This window comes from bacterium (assembly GCA_040755795.1).
Lineage (GTDB): Bacteria > UBA9089 > CG2-30-40-21 > CG2-30-40-21 > SBAY01 > JBFLXS01.
The window spans coordinates 1-20,309 of sequence record JBFLXS010000029.1 but is presented as its reverse complement, the minus strand read 5'-3'; the positions used below and the strand labels follow the sequence as shown (position 1 = coordinate 20,309).

19 protein-coding genes are annotated in these 20,309 nt (G+C 37.0%); 18 read left to right on the top strand and 1 reads right to left on the bottom strand.

Annotated features, from left to right (window positions below; genetic code table 11):
- From AB1414_03755 to AB1414_03720, 8 genes are all read left to right on the top strand, one after another.
- On the top strand, nt 1–1,683 hold a 1,683-nt coding region (locus tag AB1414_03755; GenBank protein ID MEW6606558.1), incomplete at its 5' end, for a hypothetical protein.
- Between the two features lie 365 nt (nt 1,684–2,048).
- On the top strand, nt 2,049–3,026 hold the full coding sequence (locus AB1414_03750; GenBank protein MEW6606557.1) for an ABC transporter substrate-binding protein: 978 nt from the start codon (nt 2,049–2,051) through the stop codon (nt 3,024–3,026).
- Between the two features lie 127 nt (nt 3,027–3,153).
- Nucleotides 3,154–3,930 carry an ABC transporter ATP-binding protein gene (locus AB1414_03745; protein MEW6606556.1) on the top strand — a complete coding sequence of 259 codons (777 nt, stop codon included), beginning with the start codon at nt 3,154–3,156 and terminating at the stop codon, nt 3,928–3,930.
- Complete coding sequence (locus AB1414_03740) at nt 3,927–4,670, top strand: ABC transporter permease (protein MEW6606555.1); 744 nt, start codon at nt 3,927–3,929, stop codon at nt 4,668–4,670. The genes AB1414_03745 and AB1414_03740 overlap by 4 nt, the downstream gene beginning before the upstream one ends.
- Before the next feature lie 33 nt (nt 4,671–4,703).
- Complete coding sequence (locus tag AB1414_03735; protein ID MEW6606554.1) at nt 4,704–5,864, top strand: radical SAM protein; 1,161 nt, start codon at nt 4,704–4,706, stop codon at nt 5,862–5,864.
- On the top strand, nt 5,861–7,165 hold the full coding sequence (locus tag AB1414_03730) for an HD domain-containing phosphohydrolase (protein ID MEW6606553.1): 1,305 nt from the start codon (nt 5,861–5,863) through the stop codon (nt 7,163–7,165). The genes AB1414_03735 and AB1414_03730 overlap by 4 nt, the downstream gene beginning before the upstream one ends.
- Before the next feature lie 76 nt (nt 7,166–7,241).
- On the top strand, nt 7,242–7,484 hold the full coding sequence (locus tag AB1414_03725; GenBank protein ID MEW6606552.1) for a hypothetical protein: 243 nt from the start codon (nt 7,242–7,244) through the stop codon (nt 7,482–7,484).
- Nucleotides 7,462–7,881 carry a retropepsin-like aspartic protease gene (locus AB1414_03720; GenBank protein MEW6606551.1) on the top strand — a complete coding sequence of 140 codons (420 nt, stop codon included), beginning with the start codon at nt 7,462–7,464 and terminating at the stop codon, nt 7,879–7,881. Before AB1414_03725 ends, AB1414_03720 begins: the two co-directional genes overlap by 23 nt.
- Nucleotides 7,882–8,357: 476 nt before the next feature.
- On the opposite strand, the gene AB1414_03715 is transcribed toward AB1414_03720, so the two are convergent.
- Nucleotides 8,358–9,407, bottom strand: a complete 1,050-nt coding sequence (locus tag AB1414_03715) for an IS110 family transposase (GenBank protein ID MEW6606550.1) — start codon at nt 9,405–9,407, stop codon at nt 8,358–8,360.
- A 632-nt stretch (nt 9,408–10,039) separates the two neighbouring features.
- Here AB1414_03715 and AB1414_03710 point away from each other — a divergent pair.
- The 10 genes from AB1414_03710 (at nt 10,040) to AB1414_03665 (ending at nt 20,229) form a co-directional block, all read left to right on the top strand.
- A complete protein-coding gene (locus tag AB1414_03710; GenBank protein MEW6606549.1) occupies nt 10,040–10,384 on the top strand; it encodes a DUF3795 domain-containing protein in 345 nt (114 codons plus the stop codon).
- Nucleotides 10,381–11,442 (top strand): 4Fe-4S double cluster binding domain-containing protein, encoded by a 1,062-nt coding sequence (locus tag AB1414_03705; protein ID MEW6606548.1) that lies wholly within the window; start codon nt 10,381–10,383, stop codon nt 11,440–11,442. The genes AB1414_03710 and AB1414_03705 overlap by 4 nt, the downstream gene beginning before the upstream one ends.
- A 421-nt stretch (nt 11,443–11,863) precedes the next feature.
- Nucleotides 11,864–13,033 (top strand): dissimilatory-type sulfite reductase subunit alpha, encoded by a 1,170-nt coding sequence (gene dsrA / locus AB1414_03700; GenBank protein MEW6606547.1) that lies wholly within the window; start codon nt 11,864–11,866, stop codon nt 13,031–13,033.
- Nucleotides 13,034–13,285: 252 nt separating this feature from the next.
- The gene (dsrB, locus tag AB1414_03695; GenBank protein ID MEW6606546.1) at nt 13,286–14,356 is read left to right on the top strand and encodes a dissimilatory-type sulfite reductase subunit beta; all 1,071 of its coding nucleotides are present in this window, start codon (nt 13,286–13,288) and stop codon (nt 14,354–14,356) included.
- A gap of 212 nt (nt 14,357–14,568) precedes the next feature.
- Nucleotides 14,569–14,823 (top strand): hypothetical protein, encoded by a 255-nt coding sequence (locus AB1414_03690; GenBank protein MEW6606545.1) that lies wholly within the window; start codon nt 14,569–14,571, stop codon nt 14,821–14,823.
- Between the two features lie 364 nt (nt 14,824–15,187).
- Nucleotides 15,188–16,858: an NAD(P)-binding protein gene (locus tag AB1414_03685; GenBank protein MEW6606544.1), complete on the top strand. Its 1,671-nt coding sequence runs from the start codon at nt 15,188–15,190 to the stop codon at nt 16,856–16,858.
- Nucleotides 16,859–17,464: 606 nt separating this feature from the next.
- Nucleotides 17,465–18,553 (top strand): L-threonylcarbamoyladenylate synthase, encoded by a 1,089-nt coding sequence (locus AB1414_03680; GenBank protein ID MEW6606543.1) that lies wholly within the window; start codon nt 17,465–17,467, stop codon nt 18,551–18,553.
- On the top strand, nt 18,550–18,987 hold the full coding sequence (rpiB, locus tag AB1414_03675; GenBank protein ID MEW6606542.1) for a ribose 5-phosphate isomerase B: 438 nt from the start codon (nt 18,550–18,552) through the stop codon (nt 18,985–18,987). Before AB1414_03680 ends, rpiB begins: the two co-directional genes overlap by 4 nt.
- A gap of 128 nt (nt 18,988–19,115) precedes the next feature.
- Nucleotides 19,116–19,310, top strand: coding sequence for a hypothetical protein (locus tag AB1414_03670; protein MEW6606541.1), 195 nt, complete (start codon nt 19,116–19,118; stop codon nt 19,308–19,310).
- A 493-nt stretch (nt 19,311–19,803) separates the two neighbouring features.
- Nucleotides 19,804–20,229, top strand: a complete 426-nt coding sequence (locus tag AB1414_03665) for a hypothetical protein (GenBank protein ID MEW6606540.1) — start codon at nt 19,804–19,806, stop codon at nt 20,227–20,229.
- Nucleotides 20,230–20,309: the final 80 nt, after the last annotated feature.

Here is a 20,309-nt window from a genome sequence, read left to right as displayed (position 1 = left end):
AATAATCAATTCTGTTGTCATGAGGTTTCAGGCAAGAGCACAGATAACGGTCGCAGTCACAGAACAGTAGAGATTGAGACAAGTGGCGACCGATTTCGGATAGTGGGCTCAGAGTTTTCCACTGTTTGGCTTCCAGATACTTTCTCAAATCGGAAGGCTATGTTAATATTCCTGCGATTACTTCAAGATAAAGCCAATAATCTTTTATATACTCATCAGGAACTTTCAGTCATAGTGGATAGTAAGAATCGACAGGCATCAAGTAGACATATAGAACATTTTCGTGCTACTGGAGAGGATATGCTTGCATTTTTGACCCGTCAGCGGAAAGTAGATAAAGAGGTAGTATCGGCAGTATTATTAGAGTTAAGGAAGGAACCTTTAGCTGAAGTGAATGAAATATGTGAGTTAGTGAAAAGGCGTCTTGGGCGGGAGGATATAAGAGAATGGAATATTGAAACAGCCTTAAGTCAAATACCGTATAGTGAGTTACGAGGTGTAATCCGACAACGGCTATCCAAAGGGAAGGCACATTACCGAGAGGAATATCTGCTTTTGGAGATGATGGGGAGTTTTAGTTCAGAGAGGGGGAAACAAGCAGGTATAACGGTTCCTGAGGTGGAAGAGAGAACAATTTTAGACCCGACTGCCATACAGAGTTTATTAACTCCAGGGGTTCCACTATCTTCTATCAAGAAGCCACTTCAGATGGTGAGTTTTTTGTGGGCACTGTATCATCATGGGGTATCGTTGTCTGTGTTGGGGAAATGGTGTTATGTAGATAAGACTACGGTATTACGGTGGATAGTTGGATTAGGTTTGGAGATTTGGCCATTAGTCTCTGAGTGGATAAAGAAGCAGGTAAAGGCAACTATGGTGTATATAGATGAGAAGTGGCTAAAGATACAAGGGAAATGGCATTATTGGTTTGTAGTATTAGAGGCGAAGGCAGGGTTACCAATACTGACATCACTTTTGGACTCGAGAGGGAAATGGGCCTGTGAGTGGATAGGGGCTCAACTGAAGATGTTGGGACAAATAGCCAGGGTATTTATTAGGGATGGGATGGCGGGATACGAATATATCAGAGAAGCGTTAGGGAAATGTATAAAGCATTTGTTATGCCACTTTCATTATCAGGAAGCCACGAGTCGGTGGGTAAAAAAACAATTTGATAATGGTGGTGAAGAGGAAAAGGAAGTAATCAAAGAGCGGAAGAAGGAACTAAAGAAGGTATTGCAAACTGATGATAAACGGACAGCAAAGAGGAGATTTGGAAAACTGAAGGAGAATGAAAAGGAATTAGGTATTCAAGGTTGGATAGAGAACACGGAGAAGATATTGCCCAATCTTCTGCCTGCTATAGGGAGTAAGAAGTTTCCAAAGACAAACAATGTCATAGAGCGGTTTTTTAGAAATTTCAACCAATTTTATAAGAAAAGATGTGGGTTTTCTTCTGTAGGGAGTGCCAAAAGAGGGCTTTTGTGTTTTCTGGTAATGTATCTATTTTTGCAACAACCAGGTAGCGGAAAGGCTCCACTGGAAGTAATTATGCCACAGGTTAAAGATATGCCCTTTTATCGACTGGTTAATGACCCTCTGGGTTGTCTTTTGGGACTCCAAAATGTCAACAGAAACAAAAAGATGGCAAGAAATGAGGTAAAGCAATGCCTGGGACCATAGATATAGCCTTAAGCCCTACGCAACGCTCTCGTTAGACTTTTTCAACAGAGCCGAATTTTTTTGTTGACAGAGGATAAAATTTCTGCTAAAATACTACGGTGCCAAATGACCCCTACCTGGTTAAAGTATGATATAATAAGGGAAAAAACAATTAACAAAAAGGGGTCAAGATGAATCAAAGAGTATTAGAAAGGGTTTTATTAAAGAGTCCAGAGCAAGCACTCTTTTTCTGCCTGCCTCGTTGCAAATTTTTCATTGATATGTTATAATAAACTTTGAAGGGAAAGGTTTGTAAGATTGATAATTTTTTATGGACTTAAGAGTAAACCTTATTAAACAAAATCTAAAGAAGGAGGTATCTTGCAATGAGTAATAAAAAGATAATTAGTATAGTTCTTATTTTAGGTCTGATTGGGCTACTTGGAGTTGGTATATCTGGAGGTGCAAAGAAACCACTAGTGAAGGTCAAGATTGGATATTTCCCATTTAGTGTTGATCTTCCTCTTTTTGTAGCGATGGGAAAAGGATATTTTAAAAGTCAAGGTATAGAAGTAGAAGCAATCAAATTTGGAACAGTAAACGAAATGGCTAATGCAACGATTTCTGGGAGAATAGATGGAACTGCAGGGTATGGTCTTTCAACACACTTTGCAATTGAAGAGAATACTCCAAATTTATTAAAAATGTACGCTGTGAGTGTAGAGACACAAGACAAGTTTTCCTCAATGCTGTTAGTAAGAAAAGATTCTCCCATTTTGTCAATTTCTGATTTAAGAGGGAAAAAGATAGGGACTTACCTTGGGGCCACACAATTGCTCAATCTAAAATTAGTGTTACAAAAGTTTATGGATCCCGAAAAGGATGTCCAAATAATTCAGGTTGCTGAACCACTACAAATACAGGCACTATTAGCAAATCAGTTTGACGCACTTTTCACTATAGAACCTACTACTCTTATTGCTTTACAAACGGGAGAGATAAAAGCGATAGATGAAAACCTTCGAGTTAAATATGTTATGAATCCTTTTCCAACTGCTGCAGCTGATCTTTCAACAAAATTTATTAAAGAAAATCCTCGAATAGCAAGAAAAATTTGCAAAGCAATTGATAAAGCCATTGATTTTATTAGAAAAAATCCTACGGAAGCAAAGAAGTTACTCCCAACATTTACTCCACTGAAAGAGGATATATCTCTAAAAAGTAGATTGTATGAATGGCAGAAATTGAATGAGATTAACATAGAGGCGATTCAAAATTTGGCTGATTTGTTCTGGCAAAGCAAAATTCTTAAAAGTCAACTTGATGTAAGTAAAATGGTTTTGACTCCAAAAGATTTGAAATGAAAGGGGGTAAATCTTTAAAAGACCTTCACGAGTTCTTAGACAAAAGGGTTCTTGAAGGTCTTATTATTTTAATGAAAATCAGGGTTAAGTTCAAAAAAAATTATAGCAAACTTAAAGGTAATTTTAAATGGAACATATTGTAATTGAAAATCTACGCAAGGTATATTTGGAAAGTGTGGATGGAAAACAACAAAAAGTAGAAGTTTTAGATAGTATTAATTTGAAGATTAAAAAGGGAGAGTTTGTAACCTTTTTTGGACCAAACGGTTGTGGAAAAACAACATTGTTAAATATTATAGCTGGTTTATTAAATTTTGATGAAGGAACTGTTGAGATTAATGGTAAACATCCTGAAGAATCAAAGATAAGTTTTATCTTTCAAAATTATAGGGATTCTTTATTACCATGGAAGAAAAGCATTGACAACATTAGTTTTCCATTAGAACTTCAGAGGATACCAAGAAAACAAAGATATGAAAGGGTGAGAAACTTTCTTGATAAATTAGGGTTAAAATTACCTGATGCACTTTATCCTTATCAAATAAGTGGTGGACAACAACAATTACTGGCAATAATAAGAGCACTGATTTATGACCCTGATGTTCTTTTAATGGATGAACCATTTGGTTCATTAGATTATCAGACAAGAATCTATATGCAAAATAAAATCTTAGATATATGGGAGAAGACTAAAAAGACAGTTCTTTTTGTATCTCATGAAATAGATGAAGCAATTTATTTAGCAGATAGAATAGTATTATTTAGTAATAAACCTACAAAGATAATAGAAATTTTAGAAAATACCTTACCAAGACCAAGAAATCACAGTACACTTGAATTACAAGAATTCTTTATTCTAAAAACAAGAGCATTAAGAGTGTTTAAGGGAGTAATAAGTCAATGAAAAAATTAATTTTGGTAGGTCCAATTGTTTTAATAATCATATGGTCTTTCCTTACATTTTCTCAGTTAGTTAAACCTATTTTTCTCTCTTCTCCTATAACCACTTTTAATGAATTATGGAACTTATCTATTAGAGGAGAAATCCTTAATGATATCTTTAAGACTTTATATCGATTAATCTTTGGGTTTTCTTTGGGAATTGCTATCGGTATTCCTATAGGTATTTTTATTGGTTACTCGGAAAAGGTTTACTTATCACTGGAAGCAGTAATTGATTTCTTTAGATCAATTCCAGTAGCAGCCTTATTTCCTCTCTTCCTCTTATGTTTTGGTACAGGAGATTTAACAAAAATTTGTACTGCTGCTTGGTCCACATCCCTGATTGTGCTCATAAATACAATGTACGGAGTTAAGCATAGCAAGAAGATACGAATAATGGTGGCTAAGACAATGAGAATTTCTAAATATCAAATGTTTACTAAGATTATCTTCCCAGATGCACTTCCAGAGATATTCGCAGGACTTAGAATTGGCTTATCAATTGCTCTTATTGTTGTTATAATGACTGAGATGTTTATGGGAACCTCTGTGGGTTTAGGATTAAGAATATTCAATGCAAGCTTACTTTACCGGACTTCAGAACTCTACGCTACTTTAATTGTAATAGGGATCCTTGGATATCTTATAAACAAATTGTTTGTCTTTATTGAAACTAAATTTGTCCATTGGGCAGGGAAATAACTTTGAAGGGAGAGAGCGTTAGAAAATATAAAAATGATTTCTGAAAGAACTATTAAAAGACTTACAATTAAAATAAATAGTGACTGTAATTTAGATAGATGTAAATATTGTTACACAACTCAAACATTCTCTGATCCTAAATTTAATTCTGATAAGCATAAAGGATTAGAATTAGGTGTATATAAAGATCTAATCAAGCAATTAGTGAATAACCAGCCAAAAGGAACATTAGAACAAATATCTATTACTGGTGGTGAACCTTTTCTGAGAAAAGATTTATTCGAGATAGTAGAATATGGTCTCTCTAACGATATAGATGTTAGAATAAACACAAATGGTACTTTAATTAGTGAAAATTTAGCCATCGAATTTGCAGAACTTGTCTCAAGGTATAGAAAAAAATTAATATTTCAAATTGGGCTTGATTCTTCAGATAGAAGAGTACACGAATATATTAGGGGAAAAGGTACATTTGACGCTACAGTACAAGGGATAAAGTATATCCTTGAATCTAAAAATAGTATTAGCCCAAGCTTAAAAGTCGTGCTTCGTTATACTCTACTTAAAAAATTTTATCAGAATGGAAATGAAATAATTTACCAAAAAGAACCTGTTAAAGATGCTATAGATTATATATATTTTGCTCATAAGATTAGTTCAGGTTATAAACAAGGTATAGATAAATTGAAGATGAGAGAATTACTTACTACGGGAAGAGGTATTGCTTTAAAGAATATGATGTATTCACCTGAAGAAGTAGTAAAAGTTCAGAAAGCGTGGGTAGATAAGATTGGAGGATATAATATGAATCTTGAATTAACATGGCCTTGTTATTTAGATGGTATAATTAAAACCAGGGAGGGTATAGAAAAAGTTGAAATTCCAGAATGTCGTTGTGTAAATGATTATATCACTATTGATGAAACAGGAAGAGTTGTGGTGTGTGTACTCTTAATGAATCATCCAGAACAGTATTTAGGTAATATTTTGGTAGATAATATCTTTGAAATTTTTAGATCAGATAAAACAAAGGCAATGTTAAAAGAAAGAGAAGACCATAAGAAAAAGTATGGATCTAATAGATGTTTTGCAATAGATCATACACACCAGGAAGTAGGAGTAGATATTAATGAGCGGATCAATAAGATGAAGAAACTATGTAAAAAGTTAAAAAATAAAGGAGGTTATAATTGAAGAACATAAAATATTCATCAGATATTAAGACAATACTTGAAGCGGTCAGTAACCTTACGAATACTTTCGATTTACCTCTTTACAGAAACACGGCGGAAAAGAATCGTAAGGAGATGGGTGATCAGTTAGTCAAAACATTTAAATTGGTAACAGAAGAGATATGGAAAATAAATAATAATGGAAAATCCCCAAATTTATATTATCTATTTAGATACTGGGATAAGAAACAGTTTCAGCCACTATCATCTGTAGGATTTGAAAGAATGTTTGAGGAGAAGGGTAAATCATTGGACTATGAATCTCCTGAGAGTTTTGGCTCTCCAGGATTAGGGAAATATCTTAACAGAGGTAATGAGGTTATGTTTTTCGAGAAACCTCAATATGAAAAAGATGTACGAAATAAAGAAATTTTGTTTGATATATGTAAAGTTTATTCATTATGTTTTGTCCCTTTAATTGCCAAGGGGGAGAAGATTGGATATGTTAGTATATATACCACTGATGAGATCCCTTTCCCATCCCAAATACAGGAGTCCTTAAAGACGATTTTGGGAGGATTAGGAAAAGGATTTGCTGATGCTCTCCTTCTTAATGAGAAATTCTATGCACTAACTGACGTTATCACGCAAATATTTGAGGGAAAAGATCGTTTTACCAAAATACATTCTATAATTGTCGAAAACTTATGTGAAGAATGGTCACAAAAAATGAAGTTACCCGAACACGAGACAGAACAACTTCTTTTAGCAAGTAGATTACATGATATTGGAAAAATGTTAATTCCAGCACAAATTCTTTTAAGTCCAAAAAGATATGAAGAAGATTCTGAAGAAAAGAAACTAATTAAAAGGCACCCCCAGAGTGCTTATGATATATTAGAACCTTTTTCTCGGGATAGTGGTTGGCTTGATATTTTATACCGTCATCATGCAAATGCGAAGGATGACCGGAAGAGAAAAGGTTACCCTCCAGAGGCTATAATAACCTCAATCTTCTGTAACCAGAATGAGTCGTGTAAAAACATTGGATTGCTGATTGGATTGCTTCAACTAGCAGATTACCTTGAAGCAACACTGGCGGATAGACCCTATCGTTATGGAGCAGCACCAGAAGATGTTTTAGAAGAATTAAAAAAGGATTACTCACATTATGAAAATATTTGTCCAGGATTGGTAAGGGATATTATTGGAGATGTAAATGACGATTCCAAAAAAGGAGAATGTATTATTAACTTAACAAACATCAAAGGTAAAATAAACACAGGATATAAAGACGCAGGAATAAAAACTAATAAATTATAATGTGAGATATTTATTTTTTAACATGAGTTTAATTAAAGGAGAATCAGAGTCGTACCATTAAACAAAGGAGACGGATATGGAGAAAAAAATAAGTTGGAACGAAATGAAAAATCAATTTCCTAATGAATGGCTACTTATAATAGAATATGAGTTGGATGAGAATGGACATCTTATTTCAGGTATAGTAGCCCGACACTCTACAGAAAAAGATGAAGTATTTGCCTTACCATCATTGAATCAATCATCGGCTTTTAAGTATACAGGAGAAAGTACATTTCCCGGGGGATGGAGGGCTCATGCCAAACATTACCACGTTTAATATAACAGATCACTATATCTATCTACCCATTTTTATCGTAATCGGCACTCATAAGTATCTTGAATTTGATGCTATTTTGGACACAGGTGCTCCTATGACGGAATTTTCTGACACGGCACTTCAATACGCAGGATTCCTTGATAAAGTTAAAAATGATGTGGCTATAAAAAGCGGCTTACAGACACAGAAATATTCTATGGTTGTTCTTCCTCAAATCAAAATTTGTGGGCATGAGATTAAAAATTTTAAAGTTTATGTTTCTCATTTTGAAAAATCATGGGGTATAGATGCTTTAATTGGTCTGGATTTTTTCCGTGATTATCGCGTAACAATTGATTATTCTAAAGGGATATTAATTACCGAACCAAATCTAACTTGTGAAAGCAAAAAGCCATAACAAATCGCTCCAGTTAATGCGGAATAGATTAGCGTAAAAAACACGCTGAAGCAAAAAGGGACACTCTTTATAAGTCTTTCAATTGAATATAATTACAGAAAAATGTTGACAATTAGTATTATTAAGAAAGTATTATTAAGGGTCACCTATGAAAAGGGTTTGTCAAGTAAAAAATATCTCCTTGTATAAAAAATTTAGTTGACAGATCCAGAATTTTAGTAGTAAACTTAGTATACCTCTTTGCTTCCTCTTTTTAGCCCGACGAGGTTGTAAGGACTCCTCGAGCGGGGGTTTTCTCTGAAGCAGGAGCAAAGAGGTTAGAATAATAGATGCTTAACCTCTTTGATTAAAGAGAAAACCTATTTAAAAGTCCTTAATTAAATTAGGGTTTATCTACTTAAACCAGTCACCTATCCGTGTTCTTTGACACAGTATATAATTGAGTATCCAGCCTCTCAATCAGACCTAAGGAGCTCTTATCGGCTCATGACCCCGTGGAGATGGCTGGAAGATTTTTGTTTCGGTACAGGGACAACCCGAAACGGCTCATTATTTTTGAGCATATGGTAAATAACTCTAAGCATCTCTCTGGCTACAGCTACTCTGGCAGTAGGTTTACCATACTTACGAGATACTCGTTGGTAGAGACGATTAAACTTAATTGAGCCTTTGGCTGCGTGTCCGGATAATTCGATAAGGATCCATCTAAGCCATTTAGACCCTTCTTTAGTGATGGAGCCCATTCTGGTTTTTCCCCCAGATGAATGAACAGAAGGGACTAAACCACCATAAGAGCATAATTGTTTATCAGAGGGGAATCTGTCAATCTCTCCAATTTCCATAAGGATAAGGAGGGCAGAGTAATAGCTGATACCAGGCATAGTAATCAGTAGTGTGGCTTGAGGATTTTTATTTACCAACTCCTCAATAGTTTTTGTTACTTCAGAGATTGTTTGAGTAAGCACTTCTACTATTTTGAGGTAACCATTAAGAGGTTGACGATAGCAAGGCCGTAATTTTATATTCTTGAGGTAGTTTAATCCTTTTTGACCAAATATATCTGAGAAATGAGGATGAACTCCATTTTTAGAGAGGAGAGCATGGACTTTATTTTTGATCATACTTCGGATAGCGACTAAGGATGCTCGGTAGCGGAGGATCTCTCTGGTATCTCTAACTTGACGAGTTGGGATATAAGCTGTTGGCAGAAGATTAGCGCGGAGTAAATGAGCTAAAGTAGTGGAGCTAATCTTATCAGTGATAATTTTAGCAGAAGCAATAGCTTTGGTATTCTTTGGATGAGCGAGGGAAAGAGATAGGTTTCTATCCTCAACCATCTCGTAGAAGTAATACCAATTCCAGGTAGCTTCTAAAGCCAGTTTGTCATCAGGAGAGACGGTATCGAGGAAATGTCCGAGTGATAGAGGGTCATTTTCTACTCTCATCTGTTTGATGTTTTCTCCTTTTTCATCCATACGAGTGATGAATGAATAATTTTTGTGCAAGTCAACGCCGATGTAATTCATGGGTTGCACCTCCTTTTTGAGATTTAGCCCCACTATGGAGGCTCTTGTCCTGACTATGTCAGGAGTGACCCATTATGAGGTCCTTAATATTATACCTCAAAATGACGAGCTCTGCAACCCTTTTCATTATATCAGACCTTGAGTGAGTGTTGACAAATCTTTTCATCTATATAATTTGATGAATATTGCATAACCCATTGAAAAACAATAGATTGAATATAGATGTAAAGATATTCCAACTTTTCATTTATGATCAAAATCTTATGATATGAATTAGTGAATACTCCATGTAAGTTTATACCTAATTTCTTAATCGCTTTATTTTAATAGAGTTATACATACACTAAAATTTGTTCCTCGTCAAACAAAATGTAGTTTTTCTTGGCAACACTCACTTGAATGTGGAATGCACAATAATTCGGTGAGGCAGAGGAAAAAGAAAAGATACTGAATCAGAGCTTTTGTCTAACCCTGCGTTGCAGTTGACGGCGGGGGACTGTGCCGTGGTCAAAGTTTTGTGGTCTCTCAAAGTTTTATCTTGCTTATAAAGTTTAGTGGCAATCCTCCCCGCCGCACCTGAACTTTATCGTTAGACAGAATAGAAACACTACAAATATTGGAGGTGAAAGGCTATGGAGAAAATGATTGGGTTTTGTGGAATAGTCTGCACTGAATGCCCTGCATTTTTAGCAACCCAAAAGGATGACGACAACGAAAGAAAGAGAGTTGCTGAGATGTGGTCTAAACAGTACAATATGGACATCCCACCAGAACATATTAATTGTGATGGATGTTTGTCAGAAAGCGAAAGACTGTTTTGTCACTGCAAAGTTTGTGAAGTAAGAAAATGTGGACAAGAGAAAAGTCTCAAAAATTGTGCCTATTGTAACGAATACGCTTGCGAGAAACTCAACAAGTTTTTCGAGATGGCACCGGAGGCTAAAACTACTCTTGAAGAAATCAGGAAAAGTCTGTGAAGATAAAGATTAGTGATGGACTGAAAAGGGAAACAATAGCAGCAGAAATAGACCTTATTGGTATAACCTCGGCAAAGCCTTTCAATATCCAGGGAGAAAAGGAGAAAGTTGTTGACCCGAAAGAGATATTGAAAGATGCCCAAGCAGTCATTGTGGGAGGGTTTTGTATCTATGACAAGCTTAACATTTTGCCATCTGAACCAGGCAATCCGCGAGGCAGGTTCAGTTCCTATGGAGTTAAGGTATATATGCCTATGCGTGCTTACACCGAGAAGGTCATCAAGCAATTCTTACGCAAGGAAGGGTTCAAGGCAGTTTCCTCTATGAAGATACCTGCAAAGCTTGCGGCTGTACGGGCAGGACTGGGTAAGTATGGCAAGAATGCAGTGGTACTCACCGAAAATTTAGGTTCTTGGGTAATGTTTGAAACTCTGATAACCAATGCTCCATTAGATTATGAAGATCATCCTGTAAAAGACTTTGATTGTGAGGAATGTGATATTTGCCTTAAGGCTTGTCCTACACGGGCAATCTATGAACCTTTTAAGGTAGAGAGAAAAAGGTGTATCACTAATTGGCTCTGGGGAACTTTTATTTCTCCAGAGCTTCGGGAGAAACAAGAAAATCGTCTTTTTGGCTGTGGCGAGTGTTTGAAAGTTTGTCCCAAGAATAAACATCTTAAACCTCGTGATAAATATCCTGTACCATTAGAAGAGGTTAGTGACAGTCCAGAGCTCATTCCTCTGGTCACTTCTGATAGAGAATACTTTAGAAAGACGCTCTCTCGCTTCGCCAGATGGGCAGGGATAGATACCATGCGAGGAAATGCCATCGTTGCGATTGGTAACATTGCTGATCCTGCTGCAGTTGGTGCACTTGAAGAGACACTACAACACCCTAAGCCACAAATCAGAGCATATTCTGCGTGGGCATTAGGAAGAATAGGCAACAAGAAGGCAAAAAAGATACTTGAAGAAACTTTATCAAAAGAACAGAATCCAAAAGTTGTAAAGGAGATCAAGAACGCTTTAGAAAAAACTGATAGCTTCTCTGTCTAACCAGACGTTGCATCGGACGGCAGGCAAGCCCGCCGCCGAAGTAAGTAAGTCCGGGGACACAATACTAAATTATTTTTTTACCCCCAAAAAAAATTCGACCTGTGAAATAGGTTTATACAAATATCCCCCAATAGAGGGTGAGAAGGTGAGAAACAGAATAAACAGATCGCTCCTATGGAACTAACTTGAATAAAGCTCCGTAGGAACAATCTGTTTGTAGTAATTTCGCAAAAGCAATATATTTGCAGCTCCGTAGGAGCGACCTGTTTTTAGTAGTAGTAGAGCTTGAATATCTTATCTATGGAAAGTTTCTTGCCTCTTATTAAAACCTATTTCACAGGTCGAAAATATTCATGGATGTTATGGGATTTGATGAGTTTTAACCCAAAATCCAAAATTATAAATAAGGAGGAAAAAATCAATGTCTGATTCAAAAACACCGTTATTGGACGAGTTAGAGAAGGGTAAATGGCCAAGTTTTGTTAAAGACCTGAAGAAACTTAGCCAGAGAAGCCCTAAAGCAAAAGACCTTTTAGGTCAACTTGAGTTATCTTATAAAGATAAGAAAACTCATTGGAAACACGGTGGTATTGTTGGAGTTAAAGGGTATGGTGGTGGTGTGATTGGTAGATTTTCAGATGTCCCGGAGGAATTTCCTAATGCGGCACATTTCCATACTGTGCGTGTCAATCAACCTTCAGCTTGGTTTTACACAACTGCGGCTTTGCGACAATTAGTGGATACATGGGATAAATATGGTTCGGGAGTCCTTAATATGCATGGCTCAACCGGGGATATAATATTTTTAGGTGCGGATACCGATGCCCTTGAACCATTTTTTACTGATTTATCTTCAAATAATTGGGATTTAGGTGGTTCAGGGTCTGATGTGAGAACGCCAAGTTGTTGTCTTGGACCGGCAAGATGTGAATTTGCTTGCTACGATACACTGGCACTGACTTACGATTTAACTATGACCTATCAGGATGAACTCCATCGCCCATTTTTCCCTTACAAATGGAAATTCAAGATGGCTGGCTGTCCCAATGATTGCGTCGCATCTATTGCCAGATCTGATTTTTCAGTTATCGGAATATGGCAGGATAACATCCAGATTGACCAGGATGCCGTTAAAGAATACTCAAATATTCAATCTGATGTCTGCGATAAATGCCCCAAAAGATGTATCCAATGGGATGGAAAAGAACTAAAGATTGATAATGAATCCTGCAGTAAGTGTATGCATTGTATTAATGTCCTGCCAAAAGCCCTTCGCATAGGAAAAGAGAAGGGTGCTTGTATCCTTCTGGGTGCAAAAGCACCAATTGTTGAAGGAGCACAATTATCATCAGTGCTGGTACCCTTTATGAAAATGGAACCACCTTATGAGGAACTTAAGAGTCTTATCCGAAGAATCTGGGATTTCTGGGATGAATATGGCAAAGCAAGAGAACGAATTGGTGAATGTATCCAACGAATAGGACTGGGTAATTTCCTTGAAAAAATAGGGCTTGAGCCGGTCCCACAAATGGTCTCCCAACCCAGAGAGAATCCATACATATTCTATGAGGAGTATTACGAGGAAGAGTAAAATATTAGCCACAGAGGCACAGAGTTCACAAAGAAATAATAAGAAGTCGGAACTATTTACCCAAATGAAGTGCAAGGTAATCGGTAATCAGGTAATCGGTAATCGGTAACAACCAATTGATCTTTTTCCTTTACCGATAACCTGATGACCGATAACTGATTACCTGAATTTCACTTCAGATGGCTAAAATGTTACAAAAAGTCTCTGTGTTCTCCGTGTCTCTGTGGCAAAAACAAGGAGGTAAATTAAAAAATGGCAGAAAGACAAACAGATATAGGTCCACCACATTATGAAAAGTTTTTACACCCAATTATCAAGGAAAACTATGGTAAGTGGAAATACCATGAGGTATTAAAACCAGGTGTTTTAGTCCATGTTGCGGAAACAGGGGCTAAAATTTATACAGTGCGGGTTGGCTCACCCAGATTGATGAGCAGTGATTTTATCCGACTGATATGTGACCTGGCGGATAAATACTGCGATGGGTATTTGAGATTTACCAGTAGAAACAATGTTGAATTTTTACTGGCAAAGGAAGGCAATATCGAACCTTTAATCAAGGATTTGGAGATTCAGAATCTGCCTGTAGGCGGAACAAAAAATACTATTTCCAATGTCGTTCATACACAAGGCTGGGTTCATTGCCATTCTGCGGCTACGGATGCCTCAGGTATTGTTAAATCCGTGATGGATGAATTGACCGATTATTTTACCGGCAAAATAGCATTACCACATAAATTAAGGATTGCGGTAGCATGCTGTCTAAATATGTGTGGTGCTGTGCATTGCTCAGACATCGCCATTCTTGGTGTTCACCGAAGACCACCCAAGATTAATCATGAAAAATTAGGCAATTTGTGTGAGATTCCATCAATTGTTGCCTCCTGCCCTTTGGCGGCGATTAGACCAACTATCATTGATGGTAAAAAATCGGTAGAGATAGATGAAGATAATTGTATGTATTGCGGCAATTGCTACACTGTTTGTCCAGCGATGCCAATTGCTGACCCATTAAATGATGGCGTCTCTATCTGGGTAGGCGGAAAGGTTTCCAATGCAAGAACTACACCTATGTTCACTAAATTAGCCATACCTTTTCTACCAAATAATCCACCAAGATGGCCTGAAGCCGTCTCTGCGGTAAAAAATATCATTGAGGTCTATGCCAAAAATGCCAGAAAATACGAACGGGTTGGTGAATGGATAAATCGAATTGGCTGGCCAAAATTCTTTGATTTGACCGGTATTAAATTCACCAAGTATCATATCGATGACTTTAAACATGCCGGTCAAACATATCGAAAGACAACGCAGATGAAGTAAAGATATTTAGCCACAGAGACACAGAGAACACAGAGGAATATGAACTAAAGAACCAAAATGTTTCTTATCAGAGTACTACTGAGGAGTAAGTCTATGTTAGACTACACGACATAAAAACAACTTATACTCTCTCTCTGTGCCCTCTGTGGCTCTGTGGCTAATCAATGACCGTGTGACTGGGCGGCATATCTATAACAATAGGAGGATAAAAAATGGCAGATAAAATGTCTATTGAAGAAATAGCGGATGCAATGTTCAAAATGATAGAGGAATACGCCGGTAAGAAAAAATTTAAACCAAATGACTTGCCTAAAGAGATGACTATGCAATATGGTGAGGATAGAGTTTCCAAAGACGATGCGAGGAAGGCTATCAATATGTTAATAGATTCCGGACGCTGTGTCTATACCTACTTTGGGGGCACATTTGTCGAGATACCTCATAAAGAAGCGGCCGCGAATGAGTAAAATGTTTGGTAACTATTCACCACGAAGGACACAAAGTGAAATTTGATAAATTAGAGTCATTGGAGGCACTATAGCGGTGCATCGAACTCTTGAGCCAGGTTTGTTTGAATTTACATGGAAAGATTGAAAGAAGGCATAAAGAGATTGTAACATTTTAGCCATCTGAAGTGAAATTCAGGTAATCAGTTATCGGTCATCAGGTTATCGGTAAAGGGAAAAGATCAATTGCTTGTTACCGATTACCGATTACCTGATTACTGATTACCTTGCACTTCATTTGGGTAAATAGTTACAAGAGATTTGTTCTGTCCAATCTTCGTGTCCTTCGTGCTCTTCGTGGTGAATAGTTACAAAGGAGGAAACTATGGCTATAGTTCTAAAAACAAGAAAACGGGCTTTAGAAAAAATTGGTTTGCGTGGAGGCAGAGAAACCTCTGCACTAAGACCTAAATATACCCCAAAAACACCACCGTGTAGTTATACCTGCCCAGGTGGAACAGATATTAGGGGTTATTTAACAATTATTGCTCAATCACAAAACTATGGAAGGAACTATGAAGATGCGTTTAAAATGGCATGGGAAACTTTAGTCGATAAAAATCCATTCCCGGCAGTTTGTGGTAGAGTTTGTCCACATCCCTGTGAAAAAGAATGTAATCGAAAAGAAAAGGACGAGGCAGTAAGTATTAATGCGGTTGAAAGATTCATTGGTGAGTACGGGATTAAAAATAACCTGAAACATAAAAAACTTTATCCGGATACATATCCAGAGAAGGTTGCCGTAATTGGTGCAGGACCGTCAGGTCTTTCCTGTGCCTATCAATTAGCCAGAAAAGGCTATAAAGTTACTGTGTTTGAAGGATTTGACAAGCCAGGCGGAATGCTCAGATATGGTATCCCTCGCTACCGATTGCCAGAAGATATTCTTGATGCTGAGATTAATGCGATTTTAGAATTAGGGATTGAACTCAAATGCAAGACAAGGATTGGAGAAGATATTTCATTTGAACAGTTACAAAAAGGCTATAATGCGGTGTATGTAGCTATTGGTGCACATCAAGGAGCGGGTCTAAACATTCCGGGCGAAGATGCTGAAGGTGTTTTTACCGCGGCCTGGTATCTGAATCAGATTAATTCTGGCAAACAAATTGATTTAGGTTCAAAGGTGCTGGTCATTGGTGGTGGAAATAGTGCCATTGATGCGGCCAGGGTCGCCAGAAGACAAAATGCGGATGTAACTATCCTCTATCGAAGAACAAAAGTAGAGATGCCGGCTATTGAGCATGAGGTTAATCAAGCCGAAGAAGAAGGAATTCATCTTGAACTTTTAGTCGCTCCAGTTGAAGTCATAAAACAAGGTAACAAAACCGTTGGATTAAAGTGTATTCGTATGGAACTGGGTGAGCCAGATGCCAGTGGTCGCAGAAGACCAATACCTATTGCCGGGTCTGAATTTGAAATAAAGGCAACTGCTATCATTGCCGCTATCAGTCAAATACCTGTTTTTACAGGTTTAGAGCAAATCAAAAATGAAAAAGGCTGGATTACCATCGATGAAAGAGGAAAAACAAACATTGATAAGGTGTTTGCTGGTGGTGATGTAACAAATCAACTCGGTCTGGTCACTGAGGCGATTGGTTTGGGAAGAAAGGCAGCTGAGGCAATTGACGACTATTTACGAGAAAGAGAACCTGCAAAAATTCCTGCCCCAACTATCATCCGACATACGAAGATGAATTTTAATTACTATGAAAAATTAGCCCGAGTTCAAACCTCAAATCTTAGTCCGCAAGAACGGGTAAATAATTTTAACGAAGTCGCTTTTACCGTTGATGAACCTGTGGCTATTGCAGAAACTAAGAGATGTATGAGTTGTGGTCAATGTTTTGATTGTGACAACTGCTATATTCTGTGTTCGGATTCTGCAGTCAAGAAATTACCCAAAGGTAAACATTACGAATTCAATTTAGCCCTCTGTCAGGGGTGCAAGAAATGTGCGGAAGAATGCCCCTGTGGGTATATTGATATGATTTAGAACAAGAAATGGTAACCGTTCACCGCAGAGACACAGAGACGCAGAGAAAAAATTAAAAACTATTTACCATACGCTTCATTCCATTCCTGATTTTCATCAGAGCAAGCTTTTGAGGCCCGACATCTCATGATTGATTAATAATTTGGTTTTGATGTCCTATGTATGACAATGATTACCTCAATAATCTTTTCTGTTATCTGATTTATTTCTCTGTTCCTCTGCGTCTCTGCGGTAAATTCCCACCTGAACGGTTACAAGAAATGTAACTATTCAGCCACTGATGGACACAGATGAAACACTGAAAATTCGTAATCCGTGTCCGTTTTCTGTGTCCGTAATTAGGCTGAGGGCTGAAAATTCAAGTATAGTGCTTCGTCTCTCCTCTCCTTCTCCGTTTCTCCCTTTCTCCGTTTCCCCATTTCTCACCTGTCCTCTGAGTTCTGTCTTCTGACTATTTATCCGTGCTACTCCGTGTCAATCAGTGGCTGAATAGTTACTTAATTTTTTCTCTGCGTCTCTGTGTCTCTGCGGTGAAGAGCAGTGAACGGTTACGAATTACCAAAAAAACAATTGACATTCTTAAAGTAATATGGTATAGTATTTAAAGTGCAAAAAGGAGCAGAAATTTTAAAAATAGACCCCATCTATCCAGAAAAGGAGAAGATAACAAGGGCGGCTAATTTTATTAAAAAAGGAAAACTTGTTGCCTTTCCTACGGAAACGGTCTATGGATTAGGGGTAGATGGGTTGAATAAAGAGGGAATAAGATTAATCTTTGAGGTAAAAAAAAGACCCATATCCAAACCCATATCTTTACTTATTTCAGATTTTAATGAGCTATCAAGATTAGCAAAAGATATACCTGATGATACCTGGAAATTAATAGATAAATTCTGGCCTGGTCCTTTAACGATAATCTTATCTGCCAGTGATTTAGTTCCTGAAATGATAATGGGTGAAAAGCGGACTGTTGGCATCCGAATGCCAGATAATAAGATTGCTTTAGCATTAATTGAGTCTTCAAAAACCCCGATTGCCTGTCCTTCAGCAAATATTTCTGGCCATAAAGAACCAACTACCTGTGAGGAAGTAATGGCAGGTTTAAAAGATAAAATAGATTTAATCATAGATGGTGGTAAAACAAAATTGGGTATTGCCTCGACTGTTTTAGATTTAACAGGTAAATCACCTGTTATTTTGCGTGAAGGAGCAATTGGTTCTAAAGAATTATTCAGAGTTCTTAATTCGAAGAATATCTTATTTGTTTGCACAGGTAATACCTGCCGAAGTTTTATGGCAGAAAAATTGTTCGCCAAAATGGCAAAAGAGACAAATTTTTTAGTTGAAGTTAAGTCTGCTGGAACATCTGCTATTAATAACGGAAATGTTACTCCCATGAGTCTAAAAATATTAGAAAATGAAGGGATTCTCCCCACTGCTGCCTTTTCTACACTATTAAATGAACAGATGATTAAAAAAGCAAATCTAATCCTGACGATGGAGAGTTATCATAAAGAAAGGGTAGAGAGTATTTTACCATCAGCAAAAGGAAAAACATTTCTTTTGTCTGAGTATGTTGGATTAGGGAAAAAAGAGATTGCTGACCCAATTGGTGGTTCAAGAGAAGGATATGAAACCTGTTTTTTGGAGATTAAAAAGTGTCTAACGCGATTGATAAAAAAACTAATGGAATGAAAATTGTCTTTGGTTGTGACCATGCTGGAATTGACTTAAAAAAGGAATTAATAAAATCTTTAAATTATGAGTATGAAGATGTTGGGACCTATGATGAAACATCCGTTGATTACCCGGATATTGGGATTAAGGTGGCTAAAAAGGTAAGTAATGGTGAATTTGAACGCGGGGTACTTATTTGTGGCACCGGCATAGGAATGTCAATTACCGCTAATAAAATCCCAGGTATCCGTGCCGCTCTTTGCGGTGATACAATGACCGCAAGATTATGCCGAGAACATAATGATGCTAATATTTTAGTTCTGGGGGCGAAAATAGTGAACTCTCAACAAGCAAAGGAAATTTTAAAGATATTCCTGGAAACAGAATTTTCCAACGAAGAAAGACATATCCGTAGATTAGATAAGATTAGGGAATTAGAAATTGGGAGATAAAATGATTCGCAAGGTAGTAAAAATAAAAGAGTTAAATACAAAAAAGGATAATTCGGATTTAGAATATTGGTTAAGGAAATCTGTAAAAGAGAGAATTAGGACAGTGGATTATTTAAGGAAGCAATATAATGGAAATACAGCAAGACTTCAAAGAGTTGTTAGAGTTATTCAACAAACATCAGGTTGATTTTTTAATTGTGGGTGGTTATGCCCTGGCATTTCATGGTGCTCCCAGATATACTGGAGATATGGACATTTTTGTAAAACCATCCGTAGAAAATGGCAAAAAAATACTTGCGGCATTAAAAGATTTCGACCTGTGAAATAGGTCGACATGGGAAAACAAAATTGTAAGCGTTCAGGTCATTGCAAGATATCTAATACTCGATGTTCAAGTTTTTTAAAGGTATAAAGATTTAACCGCAAAGAGCGCAAAGGAAGGTTTCGCAAAGGACGCAAAGAAAGGAAAACAGGTCTATAAACGAAAACGAACTTTCAAATATTGTTAATTGCTTATAAATTTCAATGTATTAAGACTCAAGGAAGGAATTAAAAGGGTGGTGAACAACCTATAATCTTTGCGTTCTTTGCGGTTAATTTCTTTGCGTTCTTTGCGGTTAAAAAAGGATAAACCACTTAATCTTAAAAAAACTTGAATATCGAGTATAAACAAAAAGGCATTATACCGTCATAAGGATTTAGCCGATATTGAAGCTTTGGGCGAAAAAATAAATTAATATCTACCCCAATCGTTACAGCGAATGACGGATAAAGCCAGCGGGGCAGAATTCTATCATTTCAGAGGAGGTTTAAAAAATGAAGAATAAACCATTAAAGATTATCTTAACTGTTTTAGGAGTAATAGTAATTGCCTTTACAATGGTCTGGTTAGAGACATTACATCGGGCAAAAGAGGCATTTTATGAAGGAGAAAAAGAATACAAGGGAAAAAATTATGCGATGGCCGTTGTCTGGTATGGCTCGACCATTAGATTTTATACCCCGGGTTCAAAATGGGTGAAAAAGGCAAAAGAGCGAATATTTGAAATAGGTCAGATGTATGAAAAAGATGGTCAGTTTAAAGAAGCAAAGGATACTTACGGTGAAATAGTTCATGGAATTTACGCCATCCGTAGCTTTTATACCCCTCACGAAGACTGGCAAAAACAAGCAATGGAAAAAGTTGAACTATGTGAAAAAAAGATTAGCCACAGAGACACAGAGGACACAGAGAGAAAATGATAGAAAAGATAAATGTGGTTACAGAGAAGATTATTAAGGGCACTATGGAGACAACAATTACTTACTTAAAACTCACCGGG

Bases quoted from the DNA above. Each gene is read 5' to 3' on its own strand.
- AB1414_03750 (MEW6606557.1), top strand. From the start codon at position 2,049: ATGAGTAATAAAAAGATAATTAGTATAGTTCTTATTTTAGGTCTGATT.
- AB1414_03745 (MEW6606556.1), top strand. From the start codon at position 3,154: ATGGAACATATTGTAATTGAAAATCTACGCAAGGTATATTTGGAAAGT.
- AB1414_03740 (MEW6606555.1), top strand. From the start codon at position 3,927: ATGAAAAAATTAATTTTGGTAGGTCCAATTGTTTTAATAATCATATGG.
- AB1414_03735 (MEW6606554.1), top strand. From the start codon at position 4,704: ATGATTTCTGAAAGAACTATTAAAAGACTTACAATTAAAATAAATAGT.
- AB1414_03725 (MEW6606552.1), top strand. From the start codon at position 7,242: ATGGAGAAAAAAATAAGTTGGAACGAAATGAAAAATCAATTTCCTAAT.
- AB1414_03720 (MEW6606551.1), top strand. From the start codon at position 7,462: ATGCCAAACATTACCACGTTTAATATAACAGATCACTATATCTATCTA.
- AB1414_03715 (MEW6606550.1), bottom strand. From the start codon at position 9,407: ATGAATTACATCGGCGTTGACTTGCACAAAAATTATTCATTCATCACT.
- AB1414_03710 (MEW6606549.1), top strand. From the start codon at position 10,040: ATGGAGAAAATGATTGGGTTTTGTGGAATAGTCTGCACTGAATGCCCT.
- dsrA (MEW6606547.1), top strand. From the start codon at position 11,864: ATGTCTGATTCAAAAACACCGTTATTGGACGAGTTAGAGAAGGGTAAA.
- dsrB (MEW6606546.1), top strand. From the start codon at position 13,286: ATGGCAGAAAGACAAACAGATATAGGTCCACCACATTATGAAAAGTTT.
- AB1414_03690 (MEW6606545.1), top strand. From the start codon at position 14,569: ATGGCAGATAAAATGTCTATTGAAGAAATAGCGGATGCAATGTTCAAA.
- AB1414_03685 (MEW6606544.1), top strand. From the start codon at position 15,188: ATGGCTATAGTTCTAAAAACAAGAAAACGGGCTTTAGAAAAAATTGGT.
- rpiB (MEW6606542.1), top strand. From the start codon at position 18,550: ATGAAAATTGTCTTTGGTTGTGACCATGCTGGAATTGACTTAAAAAAG.
- AB1414_03670 (MEW6606541.1), top strand. From the start codon at position 19,116: ATGGAAATACAGCAAGACTTCAAAGAGTTGTTAGAGTTATTCAACAAA.
- AB1414_03665 (MEW6606540.1), top strand. From the start codon at position 19,804: ATGAAGAATAAACCATTAAAGATTATCTTAACTGTTTTAGGAGTAATA.